Consider the following 21468-nt stretch of genomic DNA (forward strand, 5'->3'; position numbering starts at 1 on the left):
CAATCCATTCCCTTGTCCTGCTGGAGACGTACCTGATGAAACTGCGCCTGGCGCTGTCCGCGCTGCTGTCCTTGCCATTGATCGCCCAGGCCGCCCCGGCTGCGTCGCCATTGCTGGTCATCCATGGCGGCGCCGGCGTCGAACGCAAGGACCTGTCGCCGACCGAAGAGAAGGCTGCGCGCGATGCGTTGCGCGCCGCACTGCTGAAAGGCCATGCCGAACTGGCGGCCGGTCGTCCGGCGCTTGCAGCGGTCACTGCGGCAATCACCGTGCTGGAGGACGATCCGACCTTCAACGCTGGCAAGGGCGCAGTGTTCACCCATGACGGCCACAACGAGCTGGATGCGGCGGTGATGGACGGTGCCACCCAGGCAGCAGGTGCGGTGGCCGGCGTGCAGCGGGTGCGTAACCCGATCCTGCTGGCGCAGACCGTGATGCAGAAGTCCAGGCACGTGATGATGGTAGGGCAGGGTGCCGAAGCCTTCGCGGTGGAGCAGGGCATTGCTCTGGTTGATCCCTCCTACTTCCGCACGGAGAAGCGTTGGCAGCAGCTGCGGCGCGCGCTTAAGGAAGAGGCCAATGGCCAGGCCCATGCCGACCTGGAGACCGCAAAGCACTTCGGTACCGTCGGTGCGGTCGCGCTGGATGCGCAGGGGCAGCTGGCCGCCGGCACCTCCACGGGCGGCATGACCAACAAGCGCTATGGCCGGGTGGGTGACTCGCCGATCATCGGCGCCGGCACCTGGGCCGATGCGCGCTGTGCGGTGTCGGGCACCGGCTGGGGCGAGTACTACATCCGCACCGCGGCCGCGCACGAGATCTGTGCGCGCATGCGCTACCAGGGGCAGAGCCCGGAGCAGGCCGGCAAGGGCGTGATCAACGAGACGATTCCGCAGATGGGCGGCGACGGTGGTGCGATTGTGCTTGCCGCGGACGGCAGAATGGCCACGCCGTTCAACACCCAGGGCATGTATCGGGGCTGGATCGGCGCCGACGGAGTCCCCCATGTCGCAATTTTCGCCAGCGAGACCCTGCCGGTCCCCGGTCAATAACCTTGCGTATCAATGGGTTTGCGACAACGTGTGAAAAAGATGGAAAAAAGCGTTGACAGCCCCCCGTCCCATCAGCAGAATAAGCGGCTCACCACCACACACCGCAACGCTTCGGCGGCAACGGAATGGGGTGGTAAGGAGGGATACCCAAGCGGCCAACGGGGGCAGACTGTAAATCTGCTGGCTTACGCCTTCGGTGGTTCGAATCCACCTCCCTCCACCAGTTTCACGTTGTGACATTCCCGGCGCGGGAGTAGTTCAATGGTAGAACCTCAGCCTTCCAAGCTGATGGTGCGGGTTCGATTCCCGTCTCCCGCTCCATTGAATGAACTTTGAATCTTATCGAGTTCATGTCATAATGCAAAACTCGGCTCACGTAGCTCAGTCGGTAGAGCACTTCCTTGGTAAGGAAGAGGTCGAAGGTTCGATTCCTTTCGTGAGCACCATCTTAAGCATCACCTCTCAGACGAATTCGAGATAAGCAGCCATGGCCAAGGGTAAGTTCGAGCGCACCAAGCCGCACGTCAATGTCGGCACCATCGGTCACGTCGACCACGGCAAGACCACGCTGACCGCCGCACTGACCAAGATCGGTGCCGAGCGCTTCGGTGGCGAGTTCAAGGACTACTCCTCGATCGACGCCGCGCCGGAAGAAAAGGCTCGTGGTATCACGATCTCGACCGCGCACGTCGAATACGAATCCCCGATCCGTCACTACGCCCACGTTGACTGCCCGGGCCACGCTGACTACGTCAAGAACATGATCACCGGTGCCGCCCAGATGGACGGCGCGATCCTGGTGTGCTCGGCCGCTGACGGCCCGATGCCGCAGACCCGTGAGCACATCCTGCTGTCGCGCCAGGTCGGCGTGCCGTACATCGTCGTGTTCCTGAACAAGGCCGACATGGTCGACGACGCCGAGCTGCTCGAGCTGGTCGAGATGGAAGTGCGCGAACTGCTGAGCAAGTACGAGTTCCCGGGCGACGACACCCCGATCATCGCCGGTTCGGCCCGCCTGGCGCTGGAAGGCGACCAGAGCGACATCGGCGTGCCGGCCATCCTGAAGCTGGTCGACGCGCTGGACAGCTGGATTCCGGAGCCGGAGCGTGCGATCGACAAGCCGTTCCTGATGCCGGTGGAAGACGTGTTCTCGATCTCGGGCCGCGGCACCGTGGTGACCGGTCGTATCGAGCGCGGCGTGATCAAGGTTGGCGACGAAATCGAAATCGTCGGCATCCGTCCGGTGCAGAAGACCACCGTGACCGGCGTTGAAATGTTCCGCAAGCTGCTGGACCAGGGTCAGGCAGGCGACAACGCTGGCCTGCTGCTGCGCGGCACCAAGCGTGACGACGTCGAGCGTGGCCAGGTGCTGGCCAAGCCGGGCACGATCAAGCCGCACACCAAGTTCGAAGGCGAAGTGTACGTCCTGTCGAAGGACGAAGGCGGCCGCCACACCCCGTTCTTCAACGGCTACCGTCCGCAGTTCTACTTCCGCACCACCGACATCACCGGCGCAGCTGCGCTGCCGGAAGGCGTCGAAATGGTGATGCCGGGTGACAACGTCAAGATGGTCGTCACCCTGATCAACCCGGTGGCAATGGACGAAGGCCTGCGCTTCGCCATCCGCGAAGGCGGCCGTACCGTCGGCGCCGGCGTGGTCTCGAAGATCATCGAGTAAGCCTGCAGTACCGGTGGTTGCATAGCGCCGCCGGTTACGCGAATGGCGGGCCGGGAACCTCGGTCCGCCTTCGCCGTCTAAGGGAAGGCAAGTTTTCAACGTACGCCAGTAGCTCAATTGGCAGAGCAGCGGTCTCCAAAACCGCAGGTTGGGGGTTCGAGTCCCTCCTGGCGTGCCATCTGCCCACCTTACCCAGCGGCCTGCGCCGCTAAAGCAGACACAGCCGGATGAATAGCAAGATCGAACACTCCAAGGACAACTCCGCCCACGGCGGGGATATCGTCAAGTACGTCGCCGCATCGCTGCTGGTGCTGGCCGGTCTGTTCGTCTGGTTCTGGTTCTCCGCCGACTCTGGTCGCGCCGCCCAGCTGGGTGCGTGGGCAGGTCAGCTGCGTGCGTTGGCGGTCGTGGTCGGTCTGGTTGGCGGTATCGGCGTGTTCATGCTGACCGGCAAGGGGCGCGACACCCGCGAATTCCTCTCCGAGTCGCGCTTCGAACTGCGCAAGGTGGTCTGGCCGACGCGCCAGGAAGCCATCCGCATGACCTGGGTCGTGATCGTCGTGGTGCTCATCCTCAGCCTGCTGCTGGGTGGCTTCGACTTCCTGATCCAGAAACTGACTCAGTGGTTCCTGAGCCGCTAAGGAGAATTGCATGAAGCGTTGGTACGTCGTTCACGCCTATTCGGGCTTCGAGAAGTCGGTGGCGCAGGCCCTGCGCGATCGCATCGTCCGTGACGGCATGGAAGAGCGCTTCGGCGACGTCCTGGTCCCGACCGAAGAAGTGGTCGAGATGCGCGCTGGCCAGAAGCGCCGCTCCGAGCGCAAGTTCTTCCCGGGTTACGTGCTGGTCCAGATCGAGACCCACGAAGAAGCCGGTATTCCGCGCATCGACAACGAAAGCTGGCACCTGGTCAAGGAAACCCCGCGCGTGATGGGCTTCATCGGCGGTACTGCCGATCGTCCATTGCCGATCGCCGATTCCGAGGCCGAGGCCATCCTGAATCGCGTTCAGGAAGGTGTCGAGAAGCCGCGTCCGAAGGTGCTGTTCGAGCCGGGCCAGATGGTTCGTGTCACCGATGGCCCGTTCAACGATTTCAATGGCGTCGTCGAAGAGGTCAACTACGAGAAGAGCCGTCTGCGCGTCTCGGTGCTGATCTTCGGTCGTGCGACCCCGGTCGAGCTCGAGTTCGGCCAGGTCGAAAAGGCCGTCTGACCTGCCTGTAGCGTCGAGCCATGCTCGGCGTCGGACCAGAAACCGGGCCTGGCCCGGTTTCGTTCGTTTACCTGCTGCTTCAGGCATGTGAAGGAAAAACCTGTTATAGTGCGCGGCTCCCTGCTGGGAAAGCCAGCAGGACGAGGCCGCCGCAAGGTGGCCTTCAGCATGATTTCAAAACGCGATGCCGGGACGCGTGATTCCCGGTCCGATGGGGAGCCTGTTGTCGAAAGGCGCTAGCACCCGGAGAGCACTCACATGGCAAAGAAAGTTGTCGGTTACATCAAGCTGCAGGTGAAGGCCGGTCAGGCCAACCCCTCGCCGCCGGTCGGTCCTGCGCTGGGTCAGCGTGGTCTGAACATCATGGAATTCTGCAAGGCGTTCAACGCTGCCACGCAGAAGCTCGAGCCGGGTCTGCCGGTTCCGGTGATCATTACGGCCTACTCGGACCGTACGTTCACCTTCATCACCAAGAGCACCCCGGCTACGACCCTGCTGAAGAAGGCCGCTGGCATCTCGTCGGGCTCCAAGCGCCCGAACACCGAGAAGGTCGGCAAGGTCACCCGTAAGCAGCTGGAAGAGATCGCCAAGGCGAAGGAACCGGATCTGACTGCCGCCGACCTGGACGCCGCCGTGCGTACCATCGCTGGCTCTGCCCGTTCCATGGGCCTCGTGGTGGAGGGTTAATAAGATGGCACAGACCAAGCGTGAGAAGGCCATCAAGGCCGCCGTCGTTCCGGGCAAGGCGTACGCCTTCGAGGACGCGATCAACATCCTGAAGACCGCCACCAAGGCCAAGTTCGTCGAGTCGATCGACGTTGCCGTGCGCCTGGGCGTCGATGCGAAGAAGTCCGACCAGCAGGTCCGTGGCTCCACCGTGCTGCCGGCCGGTACCGGCAAGTCGGTCCGCGTCGCCGTGTTCGCTCCGGCCGGTGCCAAGGCTGACGAAGCCCTGGCCGCTGGCGCCGAAGCCGTCGGTATGGACGATCTGGCCGAGAAGATGCAGGCCGGTGATCTGAACTATGACGTCGTCATCGCGACCCCGGACGCCATGCGCGTCGTCGGTAAGCTGGGCACCGTGCTGGGCCCGCGCGGCCTGATGCCGAACCCGAAGGTCGGCACTGTTTCCCCGAACCCGGGTGAAGCCGTGAAGAACGCCAAGTCGGGTCAGGTCCGTTACCGCACCGACAAGGCCGGCATCATCCACTGCACCATCGGCAAGGCCGACTTCGCCGAAGACGCGCTGAAGTCGAACCTGACCGCGCTGCTGCTGGACCTGATCAAGGCCAAGCCGGCCACCTCGAAGGGCACCTACCTGCAGAAGGTTTCGGTCAGCTCGACGATGGGCCCGGGCGTCACCGTCGACCAGTCGTCGCTGACCCTGAAGTAATTGTTTCAAGCGGTCACGGTACCTTCGGTGCCGTGACCGTGACATTTGAAGGCATCGCTGGCAGTGCATCGCCTGCGGTAGCCGTCAAAGACCGCAGGCGCGGTCGTGGCAATACCGGCGACGGGCACGGAAGCTCGATCTGGCAAGGAGTCGCCGCCGGAGCAGTCATGAGCGCTTAATCGATTCCCCGGAATCACCCTGCGTAGATGGTGCCCTTCTGGAGTTTTTCTGGTTCACGCACGTCTGGGTTTCCCAGGTTGGCCCACTCCAGGTCTAGAACGGCCCACCCCCGGAACATCATCCCGATGTTCCCGGCGTCCAGGACGGATGCCGCACAGGACCGCACACGGCAGGAGCCGTAAGCGGAGTTCAATAGGAGGAGTGCAATGGCTCTCAATCTGTCCCAGAAGCAAGAAGTAGTCGCCGAGCTGGCAGACGTCGCCGCCAAGGCCCACTCCTTGATCGCAGCCGAATACGCTGGCACCACGGTCGCCCAGATGACCGCGATGCGCAAGCAGGCTCGTGAAACCGGTGTTTTCTTGAAGGTTGTCAAGAACACCCTGGCTTCGCGCGCCGTTGAAGGCACCGAGTTCGCAGTCGCCCAGGACCAGATGGTTGGTCCGCTGCTGTACGCGTTCTCGCTCGAGGAGCCCGGCGCTGCCGGTCGCCTGATCAAGGAAGCCGCCAAGGGCAACGACAAGCTGAAGGCTAAGGTCGTCGCCATCGGTGGCGAAGTGTTCCCGGCAAGCCACGTCGAAGTGCTGGCCTCGCTGCCGACCCGCGACCAGGCCCTGGCCATGCTGGCCCGCGTCCTGACCGAGCCGGTCACGATGTTTGCCCGCGCCATCAAGGCCGTTGGCGAGAAGCAGGGGGGGGGCGATGTCGCCGCCGACGCTGCCGAGCCGGCCGCCGAGACCGCCTGAGTTTCGACTTACCGTGGTTCCTGACGGAACCTCAACCCAGAAAATCATCCAAAGGTATTAATCATGTCCCTTACCAACGAACAGATCGTCGACGCCATCGCCGAGAAGTCCCTGATGGAAGTGATGGAGCTGGTCAAGGCCATCGAAGAGAAGTTCGGCGTCTCCGCCGCTGCTCCGGTTGCCGTGGCTGCTGCCGCTGGCCCGGCCGCTGCTGTTGAAGAGCAGACCGAGTTCACCGTCACCCTGAAGACCGCCGGCGAGAAGAAGGTCGAGGTCATCAAGGCCGTCCGCGCCATCACCGGCCTGGGCCTGAAGGAAGCGAAGGACCTGGCCGAAGCCGGTGGCGTCCTGAAGGAAGGCGCTTCGAAGGAAGACGCCGAGAAGATGAAGAAGGACCTGGAAGCTGCTGGCGCGACTGTCGAAGTCAAGTAAGCAGTTACCTTGCATCGTCACCGATTCACGGCGATGCAGCCAAGGCTGGGGGCGTAAGCCCCCGGCCTTTGGTCGTTGTTGCGGTACCGGTAGGGTCGACTGTTAGTCGACTGTTTCAAAAGCAGGAAAAAGCCCAACACGGGCTGCAGTCAAACCCCGGCAGGCCAGCGCACGGCGCGGCAGCGGGGGAGTGGTAGCAGACGAGTTGGCAGTTGGAAGTAGCGGGAGAAGGCGTGCTGGTGCCGGCAATACCAGCGACTTCCAACTGACAATTTCAAGTTCCCTTCGGATCGTGGGCGCACGATCCGCACAACAAGGTGGAAGACCTCATGACGTCCTATTCGTTCACCGAAAAAAAGCGTATCCGCAAGGATTTCGGCAAGCAGCGCTCGATTCTCGAAGTGCCGTTCCTGCTCGCCATCCAGGTGGATTCCTATCGTGAATTCCTGCAGGAAAACGTCGATCCGGCCAAGCGCACGGACCACGGCCTGCACGCTGCGCTGAAGTCGGTCTTCCCGATCGCCAGCTACAGCGGCAATGCTGCCCTGGAATACGTCGGCTACAAGCTGGGCGAACCGGTCTTCGACGAGCGTGAGTGCCGCCAGCGCGGCATGAGCTACGGCGCCCCGCTGCGCGTGACCGTGCGCCTGGTGATCTACGACCGTGAGTCGTCGACCAAGGCCATCAAGTACGTGAAGGAGCAGGAGGTCTATCTGGGCGAAATCCCGCTGATGACCGAGAACGGCACCTTCATCGTCAACGGCACCGAGCGCGTCATCGTCTCGCAGCTGCACCGCTCGCCGGGCGTGTTCTTCGACCACGACCGTGGCAAGACCCACAGCTCGGGCAAGCTGCTGTACAGCGCCCGCATCATTCCTTACCGCGGCTCCTGGCTGGACTTCGAGTTCGACCCGAAGGACGCGCTGTTCACCCGTATCGACCGCCGCCGCAAGCTGCCGGTGTCGATCCTGCTGCGCGCGCTCGGCTACAGCAACGAGGAGATGCTGGCCGAGTTCTTCGAGATCAACACCTTCCACATCAATCCGGATGAAGGCGTCCAGCTGGAGCTGGTGCCGGAGCGCCTGCGTGGCGAAACCCTGGGCTTCGACCTCGCCGACGGCGACAAGGTCATCGTGGAAGCCGGCAAGCGCATCACCGCGCGCCACATCAAGCAGCTGGAAGCCTCGGGCATCGCCGCCCTGGCCGTGCCGGACGACTACATCGTCGGCCGCATCCTGTCGCACGACGTGGTCGATGCCTCCACCGGCGAGCTGCTGGCCCAGGCCAACGACGAGATCACCGACGAGCAGCTGCAGGCCTTCCGCAAGGCCGGCGTTGACGCGGTCGGCACCCTGTGGGTGAACGACCTGGATCGTGGTCCGTACCTGTCCAACACCCTGCGCATCGATCCGACCAAGACCCAGCTGGAAGCCCTGGTCGAGATCTACCGCATGATGCGTCCGGGCGAGCCGCCGACCAAGGATGCCGCGCAGAACCTGTTCCACAACCTGTTCTTCACCTTCGAGCGCTACGACCTGTCCGCGGTCGGCCGCATGAAGTTCAACCGTCGCGTGGGCCGCAAGGAAACCACCGGCGAAGCCGTGCTGTACGACAGCAAGTACTTCGGTGAGCGCAACGACGAAGAGTCCAAGCGCCTGGTCGCTGCCCACGGCGACAGCTCCGACATCCTGGACGTGATCAAGGTCCTGACCGAGATCCGCAACGGTCGCGGCGTGGTCGACGACATCGATCACCTGGGCAACCGTCGCGTGCGTTCGGTCGGTGAAATGGCCGAGAACGTGTTCCGCGTCGGCCTGGTCCGCGTCGAGCGCGCGGTCAAGGAGCGCCTGTCGATGGCCGAGTCGGAAGGCCTGACCCCGCAGGAGCTGATCAACGCCAAGCCGGTCGCCGCTGCCATCAAGGAGTTCTTCGGCTCCTCGCAGCTGTCGCAGTTCATGGACCAGAACAACCCGCTGTCGGAAGTGACTCACAAGCGTCGCGTCTCGGCCCTGGGCCCGGGCGGTCTGACCCGTGAGCGCGCCGGCTTCGAAGTGCGCGACGTGCACCCGACCCATTACGGCCGCGTCTGCACCATCGAAACCCCGGAAGGCCCGAACATCGGCCTGATCAACTCGCTGGCCGTGTATGCCCGCACCAACCAGTACGGTTTCCTCGAGACCCCGTACCGCAAGGTCGTGGACGGCAAGGTCTATGACGAAGTCGAGTTCCTGTCGGCGATCGAAGAAAACGAGTACGTCATTGCGCAGGCCAACGCGCTGACCGACGCCAAGGGCACCCTGACCGAGCAGTTCGTCCCGTGCCGCTTCCAGGGCGAATCGCTGCTGAAGCCGCCGGCGGAAGTCCACTTCATGGACGTCTCGCCGATGCAGACCGTGTCGATCGCGGCCGCGCTGGTTCCGTTCCTGGAGCACGATGACGCCAACCGCGCACTGATGGGCGCCAACATGCAGCGTCAGGCCGTGCCGACCCTGCGTGCGCAGAAGCCGCTGGTCGGTACCGGCATCGAGCGCGCCGTGGCGCGTGACTCGGGCGTGACCGTGAATGCCCGTCGTGGTGGCGAGATCGTGCAGATCGACGCGGCCCGCATCGTGGTCAAGGTCAACGAGGAAGAGATCGTTGGCGCCACCGACGCAGGCGTGGACATCTACAACCTGGTCAAGTACACCCGTTCGAACCAGAACACCTGCATCAACCAGCGCCCGCTGGTCCAGGTCGGTGACGTCATCGCCCGCGGCGACGTGCTGGCCGACGGTCCGTCCACCGACATCGGCGAACTGGCCTTGGGCCAGAACATGCTGATCGCGTTCATGCCGTGGAACGGCTACAACTTCGAAGACTCCATCCTGCTCTCCGAGCGCGTGGTGGAAGAGGATCGTTACACCACGATCCACATCGAAGAGCTGACCTGCGTCGCGCGTGACACCAAGCTGGGGCCGGAGGAAATCTCCGCCGACATCCCGAACGTCTCCGAGCAGGCGCTGAACCGCCTGGACGAGAGCGGCGTGGTGTACATCGGCGCGGAAGTCCGTGCCGGCGACATCCTGGTCGGCAAGGTCACCCCGAAGGGCGAAAGCCAGCTGACCCCGGAAGAGAAGCTGCTGCGCGCGATCTTCGGCGAGAAGGCTTCGGACGTGAAGGACAGCTCGCTGCGCGTTCCGCCGGGCATGGACGGCACCGTCATCGACGTGCAGGTCTTCACCCGCGACGGCATCGAGAAGGACAAGCGCGCCCGCCAGATCGAAGAGTCTGAAATCAAGCGCGTCAAGAAGGACTTCGACGACCAGTTCCGCATCCTGGAAGCCGCCATCTACATGCGTCTGCGTTCGCAGATCGTGGGCAAGGTGGTCAACGGTGGCGCTGGCCTGAAGAAGGGTGACGTGATCACCGACGCCTTCCTGGACGGCCTGAAGAAGGCTGACTGGTTCGCCCTGCGCATGAAGGACGAGGACGCTTCGGAAGCCATCGAGCGCGCGCAGAAGCAGATCCAGGCGCACGAGAAGGAGTTCGAACGTCGCTTCGCCGACAAGCGCGGCAAGATCACCGCCGGTGACGACCTCGCTCCGGGCGTTCTGAAGATGGTCAAGGTGTTCCTGGCCGTGAAGCGCCGCATCCAGCCGGGCGACAAGATGGCTGGCCGCCACGGCAACAAGGGTGTGGTCTCCAACGTGGTGCCGGTCGAGGACATGCCGTACATGGCCTCGGGCGAAACCGTGGACATCGTGCTGAACCCGCTGGGCGTGCCGTCGCGCATGAACATCGGCCAGATCCTGGAAGTGCACCTGGGCTGGGCCGCCAAGGGTCTGGGTCGCAAGATCCAGGCGATGATGGAAGCCCAGGCGGCGGTCGCCGACCTGCGCAAGTTCCTGGACGACATCTACAACCACGACGACACCAACGTGGCCAATCGTGTCGACCTGTCGCAGTTCAGCGACGAGGAACTGCTGCGCCTGGCCCGCAACCTGACCGACGGCGTGCCGATGGCTACCCCGGTGTTCGACGGCGCCACCGAAGCGGAAATCAAGCGCATGCTGGAACTGGCCGACCTGCCGAGCAGCGGCCAGACCCAGCTGTACGACGGCCGCACCGGTGAAGCCTTCGATCGCCACACCACCGTTGGCTACATGCACTACCTGAAGCTGAACCACCTGGTCGACGACAAGATGCACGCCCGTTCGACCGGTCCGTACTCGCTCGTCACCCAGCAGCCGCTGGGCGGCAAGGCGCAGTTCGGCGGCCAGCGCTTCGGTGAAATGGAAGTCTGGGCGCTGGAAGCCTACGGCGCGGCCTACACCCTGCAGGAAATGCTGACGGTGAAGTCCGATGACGTGCAGGGCCGCAACCAGATGTACAAGAACATTGTCGACGGTGAGCACGAGATGGTCGCGGGCATGCCGGAATCCTTCAACGTGCTCGTGAAGGAAATCCGCTCGCTGGCCATCAACATGGAACTGGAAGACAACTGATCCATGCCGGCGCGGCGGCCTCCGCCGCCGCGCCGCTGGCAGTCAACTGAAAGCCCATCGACACAGCATTCCTCCTTCTGGAGAACACCATGAAAGACCTGCTCAACCTCTTCAACCAGCAGCGCCAGACGCTGGACTTCGACGCGATCAAGATCGCGCTGGCCTCGCCGGACCTGATCCGTTCGTGGTCCTTCGGCGAAGTGAAGAAGCCGGAAACCATCAACTACCGTACCTTCAAGCCGGAACGCGACGGCCTGTTCTGCGCCGCCATCTTCGGCCCGGTGAAGGACTACGAGTGCCTGTGCGGCAAGTACAAGCGCATGAAGCACCGCGGCGTGGTCTGCGAAAAGTGCGGCACCGAAGTGACCCTGGCCAAGGTGCGCCGTGAGCGCATGGGCCACATCGACCTGGCGTCGCCGGTCGCGCACATCTGGTTCCTGAAGTCGCTGCCGTCGCGCATCGGCCTGATGCTGGACATGACCCTGCGCGATATCGAGCGCGTGCTGTACTTCGAAGCGTACGTGGTGACCGAGCCGGGCCTGACCGCCCTGGAGCGCCGCCAGCTGCTGACCGAAGAACAGTACCTGCAGGCCCGCCAGGAGCACGGTGACGACTTCGACGCCGCCATGGGCGCCGAGGCCGTGTACGAACTGCTGCGCACGATCGACCTGCAGTCGGAAATGACCCGCCTGCGCGAGGAAATCGCCGCTACCGGTTCGGAAACCAAGCTCAAGCGCCTCACCAAGCGCATCAAGCTGATCGAGGCCTTCCTGGAATCGGGCAACCGTCCGGAATGGATGGTCATGACCGTGCTGCCGGTGCTGCCGCCGGACCTGCGCCCGCTGGTCCCGCTGGATGGCGGCCGCTTCGCGACCTCCGACCTGAACGACCTGTACCGCCGCGTCATCAACCGCAACAACCGCCTGCGCCGCCTGCTCGAGCTGAGCGCGCCGGACATCATCGTGCGCAATGAAAAGCGCATGCTGCAGGAATCGGTCGATGCGCTGCTGGACAACGGCCGTCGCGGCCGTGCCATCACCGGCACCAACAAGCGCCCGCTGAAGTCGCTGGCCGACATGATCAAGGGCAAGCAGGGTCGCTTCCGCCAGAACCTGCTCGGCAAGCGCGTCGACTACTCGGGCCGTTCGGTCATCGTGGTCGGTCCGTACCTGCGCCTGCACCAGTGCGGCCTGCCGAAGAAGATGGCGCTGGAGCTGTTCAAGCCGTTCGTCTTCGCCAAGCTGCAGCGTCGTGGCCTGGCCACCACCATCAAGGCCGCCAAGAAGCTGGTCGAGCGCGAAGAAGCCGAAGTCTGGGACATCCTGGAAGAGGTCATCCGCGAGCATCCGGTGATGCTGAACCGTGCGCCGACCCTGCACCGTCTGGGCATCCAGGCGTTCGAGCCGGTGCTGATCGAAGGCAAGGCCATCCAGCTGCACCCGCTGGTCTGCACCGCGTTCAACGCCGACTTCGACGGTGACCAGATGGCCGTCCACGTGCCGCTCTCGCTGGAAGCCCAGCTGGAAGCGCGTGCGCTGATGATGTCGACCAACAACATCCTGTCGCCGGCCAACGGCGAGCCGATCATCGTGCCGTCGCAGGACGTCGTGCTGGGTCTGTACTACATGACCCGCTCGCTGGAAAACAAGAAGGGCGAGGGCATGGCCTTCGCCAACATCGCCGAAGTGAAGCGTGCCTACGACAACCGTGTGGTGGAACTGCACGCCAAGGTCAAGGTCCGCATCACCGAGGTGGTGACCGACGAAGACGGCAACAAGCAGAACAAGACCTCGATCGTGGACACCACGATCGGTCGCGCCCTGCTGGCTGAAATCCTGCCGGAAGGCCTGCCGTTCGCGCTGGCCAACACCGAGCTGACCAAGAAGAACATCAGCCGCCTGATCAACTCCAGCTACCGCCAGCTGGGCCTGAAGGACACGGTCGTGTTCGCCGACAAGCTGATGTACACCGGCTTCGCCTACGCGACCCGCGCCGGCGTCTCGATCGGCATCGACGACATGCTGATCCCGGACGAGAAGAAGGGCATCCTCACCGAGGCCGAAGCCGAAGTGCTGGAAATCCAGGAGCAGTACCAGTCGGGCCTGGTCACCGCCGGCGAGCGCTACAACAAGGTGGTCGACATCTGGTCGCGCACCAACGAGCGCATCGCCAAGGCGATGATGGACACCATCGGTACCGAGAAGGTGGTCAATGCCAAGGGCGAGACCATCGACCAGAAGTCGATGAACTCGCTGTACATCATGGCCGACTCCGGTGCGCGTGGTTCGCAGGCGCAGATCCGTCAGCTGGCCGGCATGCGCGGCCTGATGGCCCGCCCGGACGGCTCGATCATCGAGACGCCCATCAAGGCGAACTTCCGCGAAGGCCTGAACGTGCAGGAGTACTTCAACTCCACCCACGGTGCCCGTAAGGGTCTGGCCGATACCGCGCTGAAGACCGCGAACTCGGGTTACCTGACCCGTCGTCTGGTCGACGTCGCGCAGGACGTGGTGATCACCGAGGTGGATTGCGGTACCACCGAAGGCCTGATCATGACCCCGATCGTGGAAGGCGGCGACGTGGTCGAGCCGCTGAAGGACCGCGTGCTGGGTCGCGTGGTTGCCGAGGACGTGTTCCTGCCGGGCAACGACGAGGATCCGATCGTCACCCGCAACACCCTGCTCGACGAAGCCTGGGTCGCCAAGCTGGAAGATGCCGGCGTGCAGACCATCAAGGTCCGCTCGACCATCTCCTGCGAATCGGCGTTCGGTGTCTGCTCGCGCTGCTACGGCCGCGACCTGGCCCGTGGCCACCTGGTCAACATCGGTGAAGCAGTCGGCGTCATCGCCGCGCAGTCCATCGGTGAGCCGGGTACCCAGCTGACCATGCGTACGTTCCACATCGGTGGTGCGGCGTCGCGAGCTGCAGCGGTCGACAACATCACCGTCAAGACCACCGGCTCGGTCAAGTTCAGCAACCTCAAGTCGGTCGAGCATGCCAACGGCTCGCTGGTCGCAGTGTCGCGCTCGGGCGAAATCTCGGTGCTCGATGCCCACGGCCGTGAGCGTGAGCGTTACAAGCTGCCGTACGGTGCGACCATCACGTCCAAGGACGGTGATGCGATCAAGGCTGGCCAGACCGTGGCCAACTGGGATCCGCATAACCACCCGATCGTGTCGGAAGTGGCCGGCTTCATCCGCTTCATCGACTTCGTTGATGGCATCACCGTCATCGAGAAGACCGACGAGCTGACCGGCCTGGCTTCGCGCGAAATCACCGATCCGAAGCGTCGTGGTACCCAGGCCAAGGACCTGCGCCCGATCGTGCGCATCGTCGACGCCAAGGGCAACGACCTGTCGATTCCGGGCACCGACCTGCCGGCGCAGTACCTGCTGCCGCCGCGTTCCATCGTCAACCTGCAGGACGGCGCCCCGGTGGGCGTGGGCGACGTCGTCGCCAAGATCCCGCAGGAAGCGTCGAAGACCCGCGACATCACCGGTGGTCTGCCGCGCGTGGCCGACCTGTTCGAAGCGCGCAAGCCGAAGGATCCGGCGGTGCTGGCCGAGCGTTCGGGCATCATCAGCTTCGGCAAGGACACCAAGGGCAAGCAGCGCCTGATCATCAAGGACACCGATGGTTCGGAGCACGAAGAGCTGATCCCGAAGTACCGCCAGGTCATCGTGTTCGAAGGCGAGCATGTCACCAAGGGTGAAACCATCGTGGACGGCGAGCCGAGCCCGCAGGACATCCTGCGCCTGCTGGGCGTCGAGCCGCTGGCGGCCTACCTGGTGAAGGAAATCCAGGACGTGTACCGCCTGCAGGGCGTGAAGATCAACGACAAGCACATCGAGGTGATCACCCGCCAGATGCTGCGCAAGGTCGAGATCACCGATCAGGGCAGCAGCAAGTTCCTGAACGGCGAACAGGTGGAGCGTCAGCGCGTTATCGAGGAGAATGCGCGCCTGTCGGCCCGCAACGAGCTGCCGGCGCACTTCGATCCGGTCCTGCTGGGTATCACCAAGGCGTCGCTGGCGACCGAATCGTTCATCTCGGCCGCTTCGTTCCAGGAAACCACCCGCGTGCTGACCGAAGCGGCCGTCCGCGGCACCTCGGACAACCTGCGTGGCCTGAAGGAAAACGTCATCGTGGGTCGCCTGATTCCGGCCGGTACCGGCCTGGCGTACCACAGCAACCGCCGTCGCGGCGCTTCCGGTCTCACCGAGTCGGAAATGCAGACCCTGGCCGGTACCCCGGCCGCGGTCGAGGCGCCGGTGGTTGAAGCCGAAGCTGAACAGGCGTCGGGCGAAGAATGAGGTAGCCGGTCCGGCCGCAAGGCCGGACCACCCCATCGGTCCATCGATGGGATTGGGAAAGGGCAGGGGAGATCGTCCGCGATCGACCCTGTCAACCTGAACGGGGTACATGGAGGCCCCCCAGTAACGTCCCGGGATCAGGGACGGGCTTGACAGGAGGCGTTTGACTGCTTTCCTGGCAGGTTGCTACAATCGTCTGTCTCAGCAGGCCAGAATTTCGGCCTGCTTTAACATTTCCGCATCTCTGGTCGGATTTTCCGGCCACCAATCAGAAGAACCTACTGATGGCGACGATCAACCAGCTGGTCCGCAAGCCGCGGCAAGCGACCACCTACAAGAGTGCCTCGCCGGCGCTCGACAAGTGCCCGCAGCGCCGTGGCGTCTGCACCCGTGTCTACACCACCACTCCGAAGAAGCCGAACTCGGCTCTGCGCAAGGTTGCCAAGGTCCGCCTGACCAACCAGGAAGAAGTGATTTCCTACATCGGTGGTGAAGGCCACAACCTGCAGGAGCACTCCGTGGTCCTGATCCGCGGCGGTCGCGTCAAGGACCTGCCGGGTGTGCGTTACCACACCGTTCGTGGCTCGCTCGACGCCGCCGGCGTTGCCAAGCGTCGCCAGGCCCGTTCCAAGTACGGCGCCAAGCGTCCGAAGGCATAAGGAGAGAGCACTATGTCGCGTAAGGGTAATACTCCGCAGCGTTCCGTCCTGCCCGATCCGAAGCACGGAAGCGAAACCATCGCCCGCTTCATCAACATGGTCATGCAGAGCGGCAAGAAGTCCGTCGCCGAAAAGATCGTGTACGGCGCCATGGACGTGATCACCGAGAAGAACAGCAGCGCCAACGCCATTGAACTGGTGCAGAAGGCTCTGGACAACGTCGCTCCGGCGGTCGAGGTCAAGTCGCGTCGCGTCGGTGGTGCCACCTACCAGGTGCCGGTCGAAGTGCGTTCGTCGCGCAAGATGGCCCTGGCCATGCGCTGGCTGATCGACTCCGCGCGCAAGCGTGGTGAGAACACCATGCCGAAGAAGCTGGCTGCCGAACTGATCGACGCCTCGGAAAACCGTGGCGGCGCCATCAAGAAGCGCGAAGAAACCCACCGCATGGCCGAAGCCAACAAGGCATTCGCCCACTACCGCTGGTGAGTTTGACGGCCTTGTAAAACAGGCAGGGCAGCACCACTTCGGTGCGTGCTGCCTCGCGGTCCCAGAAGGGCTGCGCCAATCCGAAGGCCGCCGAAAGGCGGCGTTCGGCCATCCGAAATCCAAGAAATCTGAGAGGCTCCCGTGGCCCGTTCCACTCCCATCGAGCGTTACCGTAACTTCGGCATCATGGCTCACATCGATGCCGGCAAGACCACCACGTCCGAGCGCATCCTGTTCTACACCGGCAAGAGCCACAAGATCGGTGAAGTGCACGACGGCGCCGCCACCATGGACTGGATGGAGCAGGAGCAGGAGCGTGGCATCACGATCCAGTCCGCTGCCACCACCGCGTTCTGGAAGGGCATGGACAAGTCCCTGCCGGAGCACCGCTTCAACATCATCGACACCCCCGGGCACGTCGACTTCACCATCGAAGTGGAGCGCTCGCTGCGCGTGCTCGACGGTGCCGTCTTCGTCCTGTGTGCCGTCGGTGGCGTGCAGCCGCAGTCGGAAACCGTGTGGCGCCAGGCCAACAAGTACCACGTGCCGCGCATCGCGTTCGTCAACAAGATGGACCGCACCGGTGCCAACTTCCAGAAGGTCGTCGGCCAGCTGAAGGCCAAGCTGGGCGCGGTCGCCGTGCCGATGCAGCTGCCGATCGGCGCTGAAGACAACTTCAAGGGCGTTGTCGACCTGCTGAAGATGAAGGCCATCCATTGGGATGAGGCTTCGCAGGGCATGAAGTTCGAATACAGCGACATCCCGGCCGATCTGCAGGCGGCTGCCGAAGAGGCTCGCCAGTTCATGGTCGAGACCGCTGCCGAAGCCAGCGAAGAGCTGATGGAAAAGTACCTGGGCGGCGAGGAGCTGGCCGAGGCTGAAATCATCAACGCGCTGCGTACCCGCACCCTGGCCACCGAGATCGTGCCGATGTACTGCGGCTCGGCCTTCAAGAACAAGGGCGTGCAGGCCATGCTGGACGGCGTGATCCAGCTGCTGCCGTCGCCGGTCGACGTGCCGGACGTGAAGGGCGTGGACGTTGACGACGACACCGTCGAGATGACCCGCAAGTCGGACGACAAGGCTCCGTTCTCGTCGCTGGCCTTCAAGATCATCACCGACCCGTTCGTCGGCGCGCTGACCTTCTTCCGCGTCTACTCGGGCACCCTGAACGGTGGCGACACCGTGCTGAACTCGGTGAAGGGCAAGAAGGAGCGCATCGGTCGCATCCTGCAGATGCACTCGAACAACCGCGAGGAAATCAAGGAAGTTCTGGCTGGTGACATCGCTGCTGCCGTGGGCCTGAAGGACACCACCACCGGTGACACCCTGTGCGCCGTGGACGCGCCGATCATCCTGGAGCGCATGACGTTCCCGGAGCCGGTGATCTCGATGGCCGTCGAGCCGAAGACCAAGTCGGACCAGGAAAAGATGGGTCTGGCCCTGGGCCGTCTGGCGCAGGAAGATCCGTCGTTCCGCGTCAAGACCGACGAAGAATCCGGCCAGACCATCATCTCGGGCATGGGCGAGCTGCACCTGGACATCATCGTCGATCGCCTGAAGCGCGAGTTCAACGTTGAAGCCAACGTCGGCGCGCCGCAGGTGGCCTACCGCGAAACCATCACCCTGGCCGACGTCAAGTCGGACTACAAGCACGCCAAGCAGTCCGGTGGTAAGGGTCAGTACGGTCACGTCGTGATCGAGCTGTCGCCGATCACCGCTGAAGACCGTGCCGATCCGAAGCTGGCTCCGGCCATCAAGGACGACTTCCTGTTCATCAACGACATCACCGGCGGCGTGATCCCGAAGGAATTCATTCCGTCGGTTGAGAAGGGCCTGCGCGAAACCATCACCAGCGGTCCGCTGGCTGGCTTCCCGGTCGTGGACGTCAAGGTGAAGCTGGTGTTCGGTTCGTACCACGACGTCGACTCCTCGGAAATGGCGTTCAAGCTGGCTTCGTCGATGGCCTTCAAGCAGGGCTTCGCCAAGGCCAAGCCGGTGCTGCTGGAGCCGATCATGAAGGTCGAGATCGTGACCCCGGAGGATTACCAGGGTGACGTGATGGGCGACGTCAGCCGTCGTCGCGGCGTGCTGCAGGGTTCCGACACCACCGGTGACGGTTCGGCCAGCATCATCAACGCGATGATCCCGCTGGGTGAAATGTTCGGCTACGCCACTGCGCTGCGTTCGCAGACCCAGGGCCGCGCCACCTTCACCATGGAATTCGATCACTACGAGCCGGCTCCGACCAACATCGCCGAAGCCGTCATGAAGAAGGGCTGAGCCTCGCTCAGCCTCTCTTGAAACCACTTACGAACAATCAAGGTATAGAACAATGGCAAAGGGTAAGTTCGAGCGCACCAAGCCGCACGTCAACGTCGGCACCATCGGTCACGTCGATCACGGCAAGACCACGCTGACCGCCGCACTGACCAAGATCGGTGCCGAGCGCTTCGGTGGCGAGTTCAAGGATTACTCCTCGATCGACGCCGCGCCGGAAGAAAAGGCTCGTGGTATCACGATCTCGACCGCGCACGTCGAATACGAATCCCCGATCCGTCACTACGCCCACGTTGACTGCCCGGGCCACGCTGACTACGTCAAGAACATGATCACCGGTGCCGCCCAGATGGACGGCGCGATCCTGGTGTGCTCGGCCGCTGACGGCCCGATGCCGCAGACCCGTGAGCACATCCTGCTGTCGCGCCAGGTCGGCGTGCCGTACATCGTCGTGTTCCTGAACAAGGCCGACATGGTCGACGACGCCGAGCTGCTCGAGCTGGTCGAGATGGAAGTGCGCGAACTGCTGAGCAAGTACGAGTTCCCGGGCGACGACACCCCGATCATCGCCGGTTCGGCCCGCCTGGCGCTGGAAGGCGACCAGAGCGACATCGGCGTGCCGGCCATCCTGAAGCTGGTCGACGCGCTGGACAGCTGGATTCCGGAGCCGGAGCGTGCGATCGACAAGCCGTTCCTGATGCCGGTGGAAGACGTGTTCTCGATCTCGGGCCGCGGCACCGTGGTGACCGGTCGTATCGAGCGCGGCGTGATCAAGGTTGGCGACGAAATCGAAATCGTCGGCATCCGTCCGGTGCAGAAGACCACCGTGACCGGCGTTGAAATGTTCCGCAAGCTGCTGGACCAGGGTCAGGCAGGCGACAACGCTGGCCTGCTGCTGCGCGGCACCAAGCGTGACGACGTCGAGCGTGGCCAGGTGCTGGCCAAGCCGGGCACGATCAAGCCGCACACCAAGTTCGAAGGCGAAGTGTACGTCCTGTCGAAGGACGAGGGCGGCCGCCACACCCCGTTCTTCAACGGCTACCGTCCGCAGTTCTACTTCCGCACCACCGACATCACCGGCGCAGCTGCGCTGCCGGAAGGCGTCGAAATGGTGATGCCGGGTGACAACGTCAAGATGGTCGTCACCCTGATCAACCCGGTGGCAATGGACGAAGGCCTGCGCTTCGCCATCCGCGAAGGCGGCCGTACCGTCGGCGCCGGCGTGGTCTCGAAGATCATCGAGTAATCTGGTAGTATCTGCGCCCCGATGTTGCCTGGGTAGGGCATCGGGGCGTATCAAATGGGAAAGCAGGCACAGGATGTGCCTTGTGTTCCCCGGACCAGGAAGGGTCAATGCCATTCAGGCGGCGTCAACAGGCGACTGTTGACAGCTGCCTTGCGTGCCATTATGCTTCTACGTCTGGGCAGGCCGGGAAACTGGTCTGCCTACGTTTTTGAGGTCCATGGAGTGACCTTGTCGGCCTGCAGGACTGCGGGCCGTCCGTATTCAGGAATTTCATGGGGCAAAGCAACCCAGAGGCTTTGTCTGTCGCTCTTTTAACGAAGGAACCTACCGCCATGGCGGACCAAAAGATCCGGATCCGGCTGAAAGCGTTCGATCATCGTCTGATCGACCGTTCGGCCAGCGAGATCGTTGAAACGGCAAAGCGGACCGGCGCGCAAGTGCGTGGCCCGATCCCGCTGCCGACCAAGATCGAGCGTTACACCGTTCTCGTCTCCCCGCACGTCGACAAGGACGCGCGTGACCAGTACGAGACCCGCACGCACAAGCGCGTGCTCGATATCGTTGACCCGAATGACAAGACCGTGGACGCGCTGATGAAGCTCGAACTGGCTGCCGGCGTCGACGTTCAGATCAAGCTGACCTGAGGACTACGACCATGACGAAGAAGTATTCGTTGGGCTTCGTGGGCCGCAAGGCCGGCATGAGCCGCGTGTTCACCGAAGATGGCCGTTCCATCCCGGTGACCCTGATCGAAGCAACCCCGAACCGCATCGCGCAGATCAAGACCGTCGAAACCGACGGCTACAGCGCCGTGCAGGTGACCGTCGGCGCGCGTCGCGCTGCCCTGGTCAACAAGCCGGAAGCCGGCCACTTCGCCAAGGCGAAGGTGGAAGCGGGTCGTGGCCTGTGGGAATTCCGCGTTGAAGACGCGCAGCTCGGCGATTTCGCCGTTGGCGGCGAAGTCAAGGCGGACATCTTCGAAGTCGGCCAGATCGTCGACGTCCAGGGTGTCACCAAGGGCAAGGGCTTCCAGGGCACCATCAAGCGCCACAACTTCCGTATGGGCGATGCAACCCACGGTAACTCGCTGTCGCATCGCGCGCCGGGTTCGCTGGGTCAGCGCCAGACCCCGGGTCGCGTTTTCCCGGGCAAGAAGATGTCGGGCCACATGGGCGCGGTGCAGCAGAGCACCCAGAACCTGGAAGTGGTCAAGGTCGACGTCGAGCGCGGTCTGATCGCCGTTCGCGGCGCCGTTCCGGGCGCGGCGGGTGGCGATGTGATCGTCCGTCCGGCGAGCAAGGCATAAGGAGAGA

At 63.5% G+C, this 21468-nt stretch carries 16 protein-coding genes and 4 tRNA genes; all 20 read left to right on the forward strand.

What is annotated here, in order from left to right; genetic code table 11:
* Positions 1-35 precede the first annotated feature (35 nt).
* The 20 genes from QP609_RS03860 (at position 36) to rplC (ending at position 21461) form a co-directional block, all read left to right on the forward strand.
* Positions 36-1052, forward strand: a complete 1017-nt coding sequence (locus QP609_RS03860) for an isoaspartyl peptidase/L-asparaginase (protein ID WP_197621254.1) — start codon at positions 36-38, stop codon at positions 1050-1052.
* 137 nt (positions 1053-1189) lie between these two features.
* A tRNA-Tyr gene (locus tag QP609_RS03865) sits at positions 1190-1275 on the forward strand.
* 24 nt (positions 1276-1299) lie between these two features.
* Positions 1300-1373, forward strand: a tRNA-Gly gene (locus QP609_RS03870).
* A gap of 49 nt (positions 1374-1422) precedes the next feature.
* Positions 1423-1498: transfer RNA gene (locus QP609_RS03875), tRNA-Thr, on the forward strand.
* Positions 1499-1539: 41 nt separating this feature from the next.
* Positions 1540-2730 carry an elongation factor Tu gene (gene tuf / locus QP609_RS03880; protein ID WP_014036096.1) on the forward strand — a complete coding sequence of 397 codons (1191 nt, stop codon included), beginning with the start codon at positions 1540-1542 and terminating at the stop codon, positions 2728-2730.
* A gap of 102 nt (positions 2731-2832) precedes the next feature.
* Positions 2833-2908, forward strand: a tRNA-Trp gene (locus tag QP609_RS03885).
* A gap of 49 nt (positions 2909-2957) precedes the next feature.
* Positions 2958-3371 (forward strand): preprotein translocase subunit SecE, encoded by a 414-nt coding sequence (gene secE, locus QP609_RS03890; RefSeq protein WP_004154361.1) that lies wholly within the window; start codon positions 2958-2960, stop codon positions 3369-3371.
* Between the two features lie 10 nt (positions 3372-3381).
* Positions 3382-3942 carry a transcription termination/antitermination protein NusG gene (nusG, locus tag QP609_RS03895; RefSeq protein ID WP_004154362.1) on the forward strand — a complete coding sequence of 187 codons (561 nt, stop codon included), beginning with the start codon at positions 3382-3384 and terminating at the stop codon, positions 3940-3942.
* Positions 3943-4200: 258 nt separating this feature from the next.
* Positions 4201-4629, forward strand: coding sequence for a 50S ribosomal protein L11 (gene rplK / locus QP609_RS03900; protein WP_004145248.1), 429 nt, complete (start codon positions 4201-4203; stop codon positions 4627-4629).
* Between the two features lie 4 nt (positions 4630-4633).
* Positions 4634-5332, forward strand: coding sequence for a 50S ribosomal protein L1 (gene rplA / locus QP609_RS03905; protein WP_014646045.1), 699 nt, complete (start codon positions 4634-4636; stop codon positions 5330-5332).
* Between the two features lie 386 nt (positions 5333-5718).
* Entirely contained in the window at positions 5719-6255 is a 537-nt protein-coding gene (gene rplJ, locus QP609_RS03910; RefSeq protein ID WP_010480377.1) for a 50S ribosomal protein L10, read from the forward strand.
* A 63-nt stretch (positions 6256-6318) separates the two neighbouring features.
* Positions 6319-6687, forward strand: a complete 369-nt coding sequence (gene rplL / locus QP609_RS03915; RefSeq protein ID WP_014646047.1) for a 50S ribosomal protein L7/L12 — start codon at positions 6319-6321, stop codon at positions 6685-6687.
* 329 nt (positions 6688-7016) lie between these two features.
* Complete coding sequence (gene rpoB, locus QP609_RS03920) at positions 7017-11171, forward strand: DNA-directed RNA polymerase subunit beta (protein ID WP_014646048.1); 4155 nt, start codon at positions 7017-7019, stop codon at positions 11169-11171.
* An 89-nt stretch (positions 11172-11260) separates the two neighbouring features.
* A complete protein-coding gene (gene rpoC, locus QP609_RS03925) occupies positions 11261-15484 on the forward strand; it encodes a DNA-directed RNA polymerase subunit beta' (RefSeq protein ID WP_014646049.1) in 4224 nt (1407 codons plus the stop codon).
* Positions 15485-15768: 284 nt separating this feature from the next.
* Positions 15769-16143, forward strand: a complete 375-nt coding sequence (gene rpsL, locus QP609_RS03930) for a 30S ribosomal protein S12 (protein ID WP_004145320.1) — start codon at positions 15769-15771, stop codon at positions 16141-16143.
* Between the two features lie 12 nt (positions 16144-16155).
* The gene (gene rpsG, locus QP609_RS03935) at positions 16156-16629 is read left to right on the forward strand and encodes a 30S ribosomal protein S7 (RefSeq protein WP_004145321.1); all 474 of its coding nucleotides are present in this window, start codon (positions 16156-16158) and stop codon (positions 16627-16629) included.
* Between the two features lie 141 nt (positions 16630-16770).
* The gene (fusA, locus tag QP609_RS03940; RefSeq protein ID WP_014646050.1) at positions 16771-18912 is read left to right on the forward strand and encodes an elongation factor G; all 2142 of its coding nucleotides are present in this window, start codon (positions 16771-16773) and stop codon (positions 18910-18912) included.
* Positions 18913-18964: 52 nt separating this feature from the next.
* A complete protein-coding gene (gene tuf, locus QP609_RS03945) occupies positions 18965-20155 on the forward strand; it encodes an elongation factor Tu (RefSeq protein ID WP_014036096.1) in 1191 nt (396 codons plus the stop codon).
* A 332-nt stretch (positions 20156-20487) separates the two neighbouring features.
* Positions 20488-20799, forward strand: a complete 312-nt coding sequence (gene rpsJ, locus QP609_RS03950) for a 30S ribosomal protein S10 (protein WP_005408208.1) — start codon at positions 20488-20490, stop codon at positions 20797-20799.
* Between the two features lie 11 nt (positions 20800-20810).
* Complete coding sequence (rplC, locus tag QP609_RS03955) at positions 20811-21461, forward strand: 50S ribosomal protein L3 (RefSeq protein WP_004145336.1); 651 nt, start codon at positions 20811-20813, stop codon at positions 21459-21461.
* Positions 21462-21468 lie beyond the last annotated feature (7 nt).

Origin of the sequence: Stenotrophomonas sp. 8(2023) (assembly GCF_030345295.1) — a bacterium.
GTDB lineage: Bacteria > Pseudomonadota > Gammaproteobacteria > Xanthomonadales > Xanthomonadaceae > Stenotrophomonas > Stenotrophomonas muris.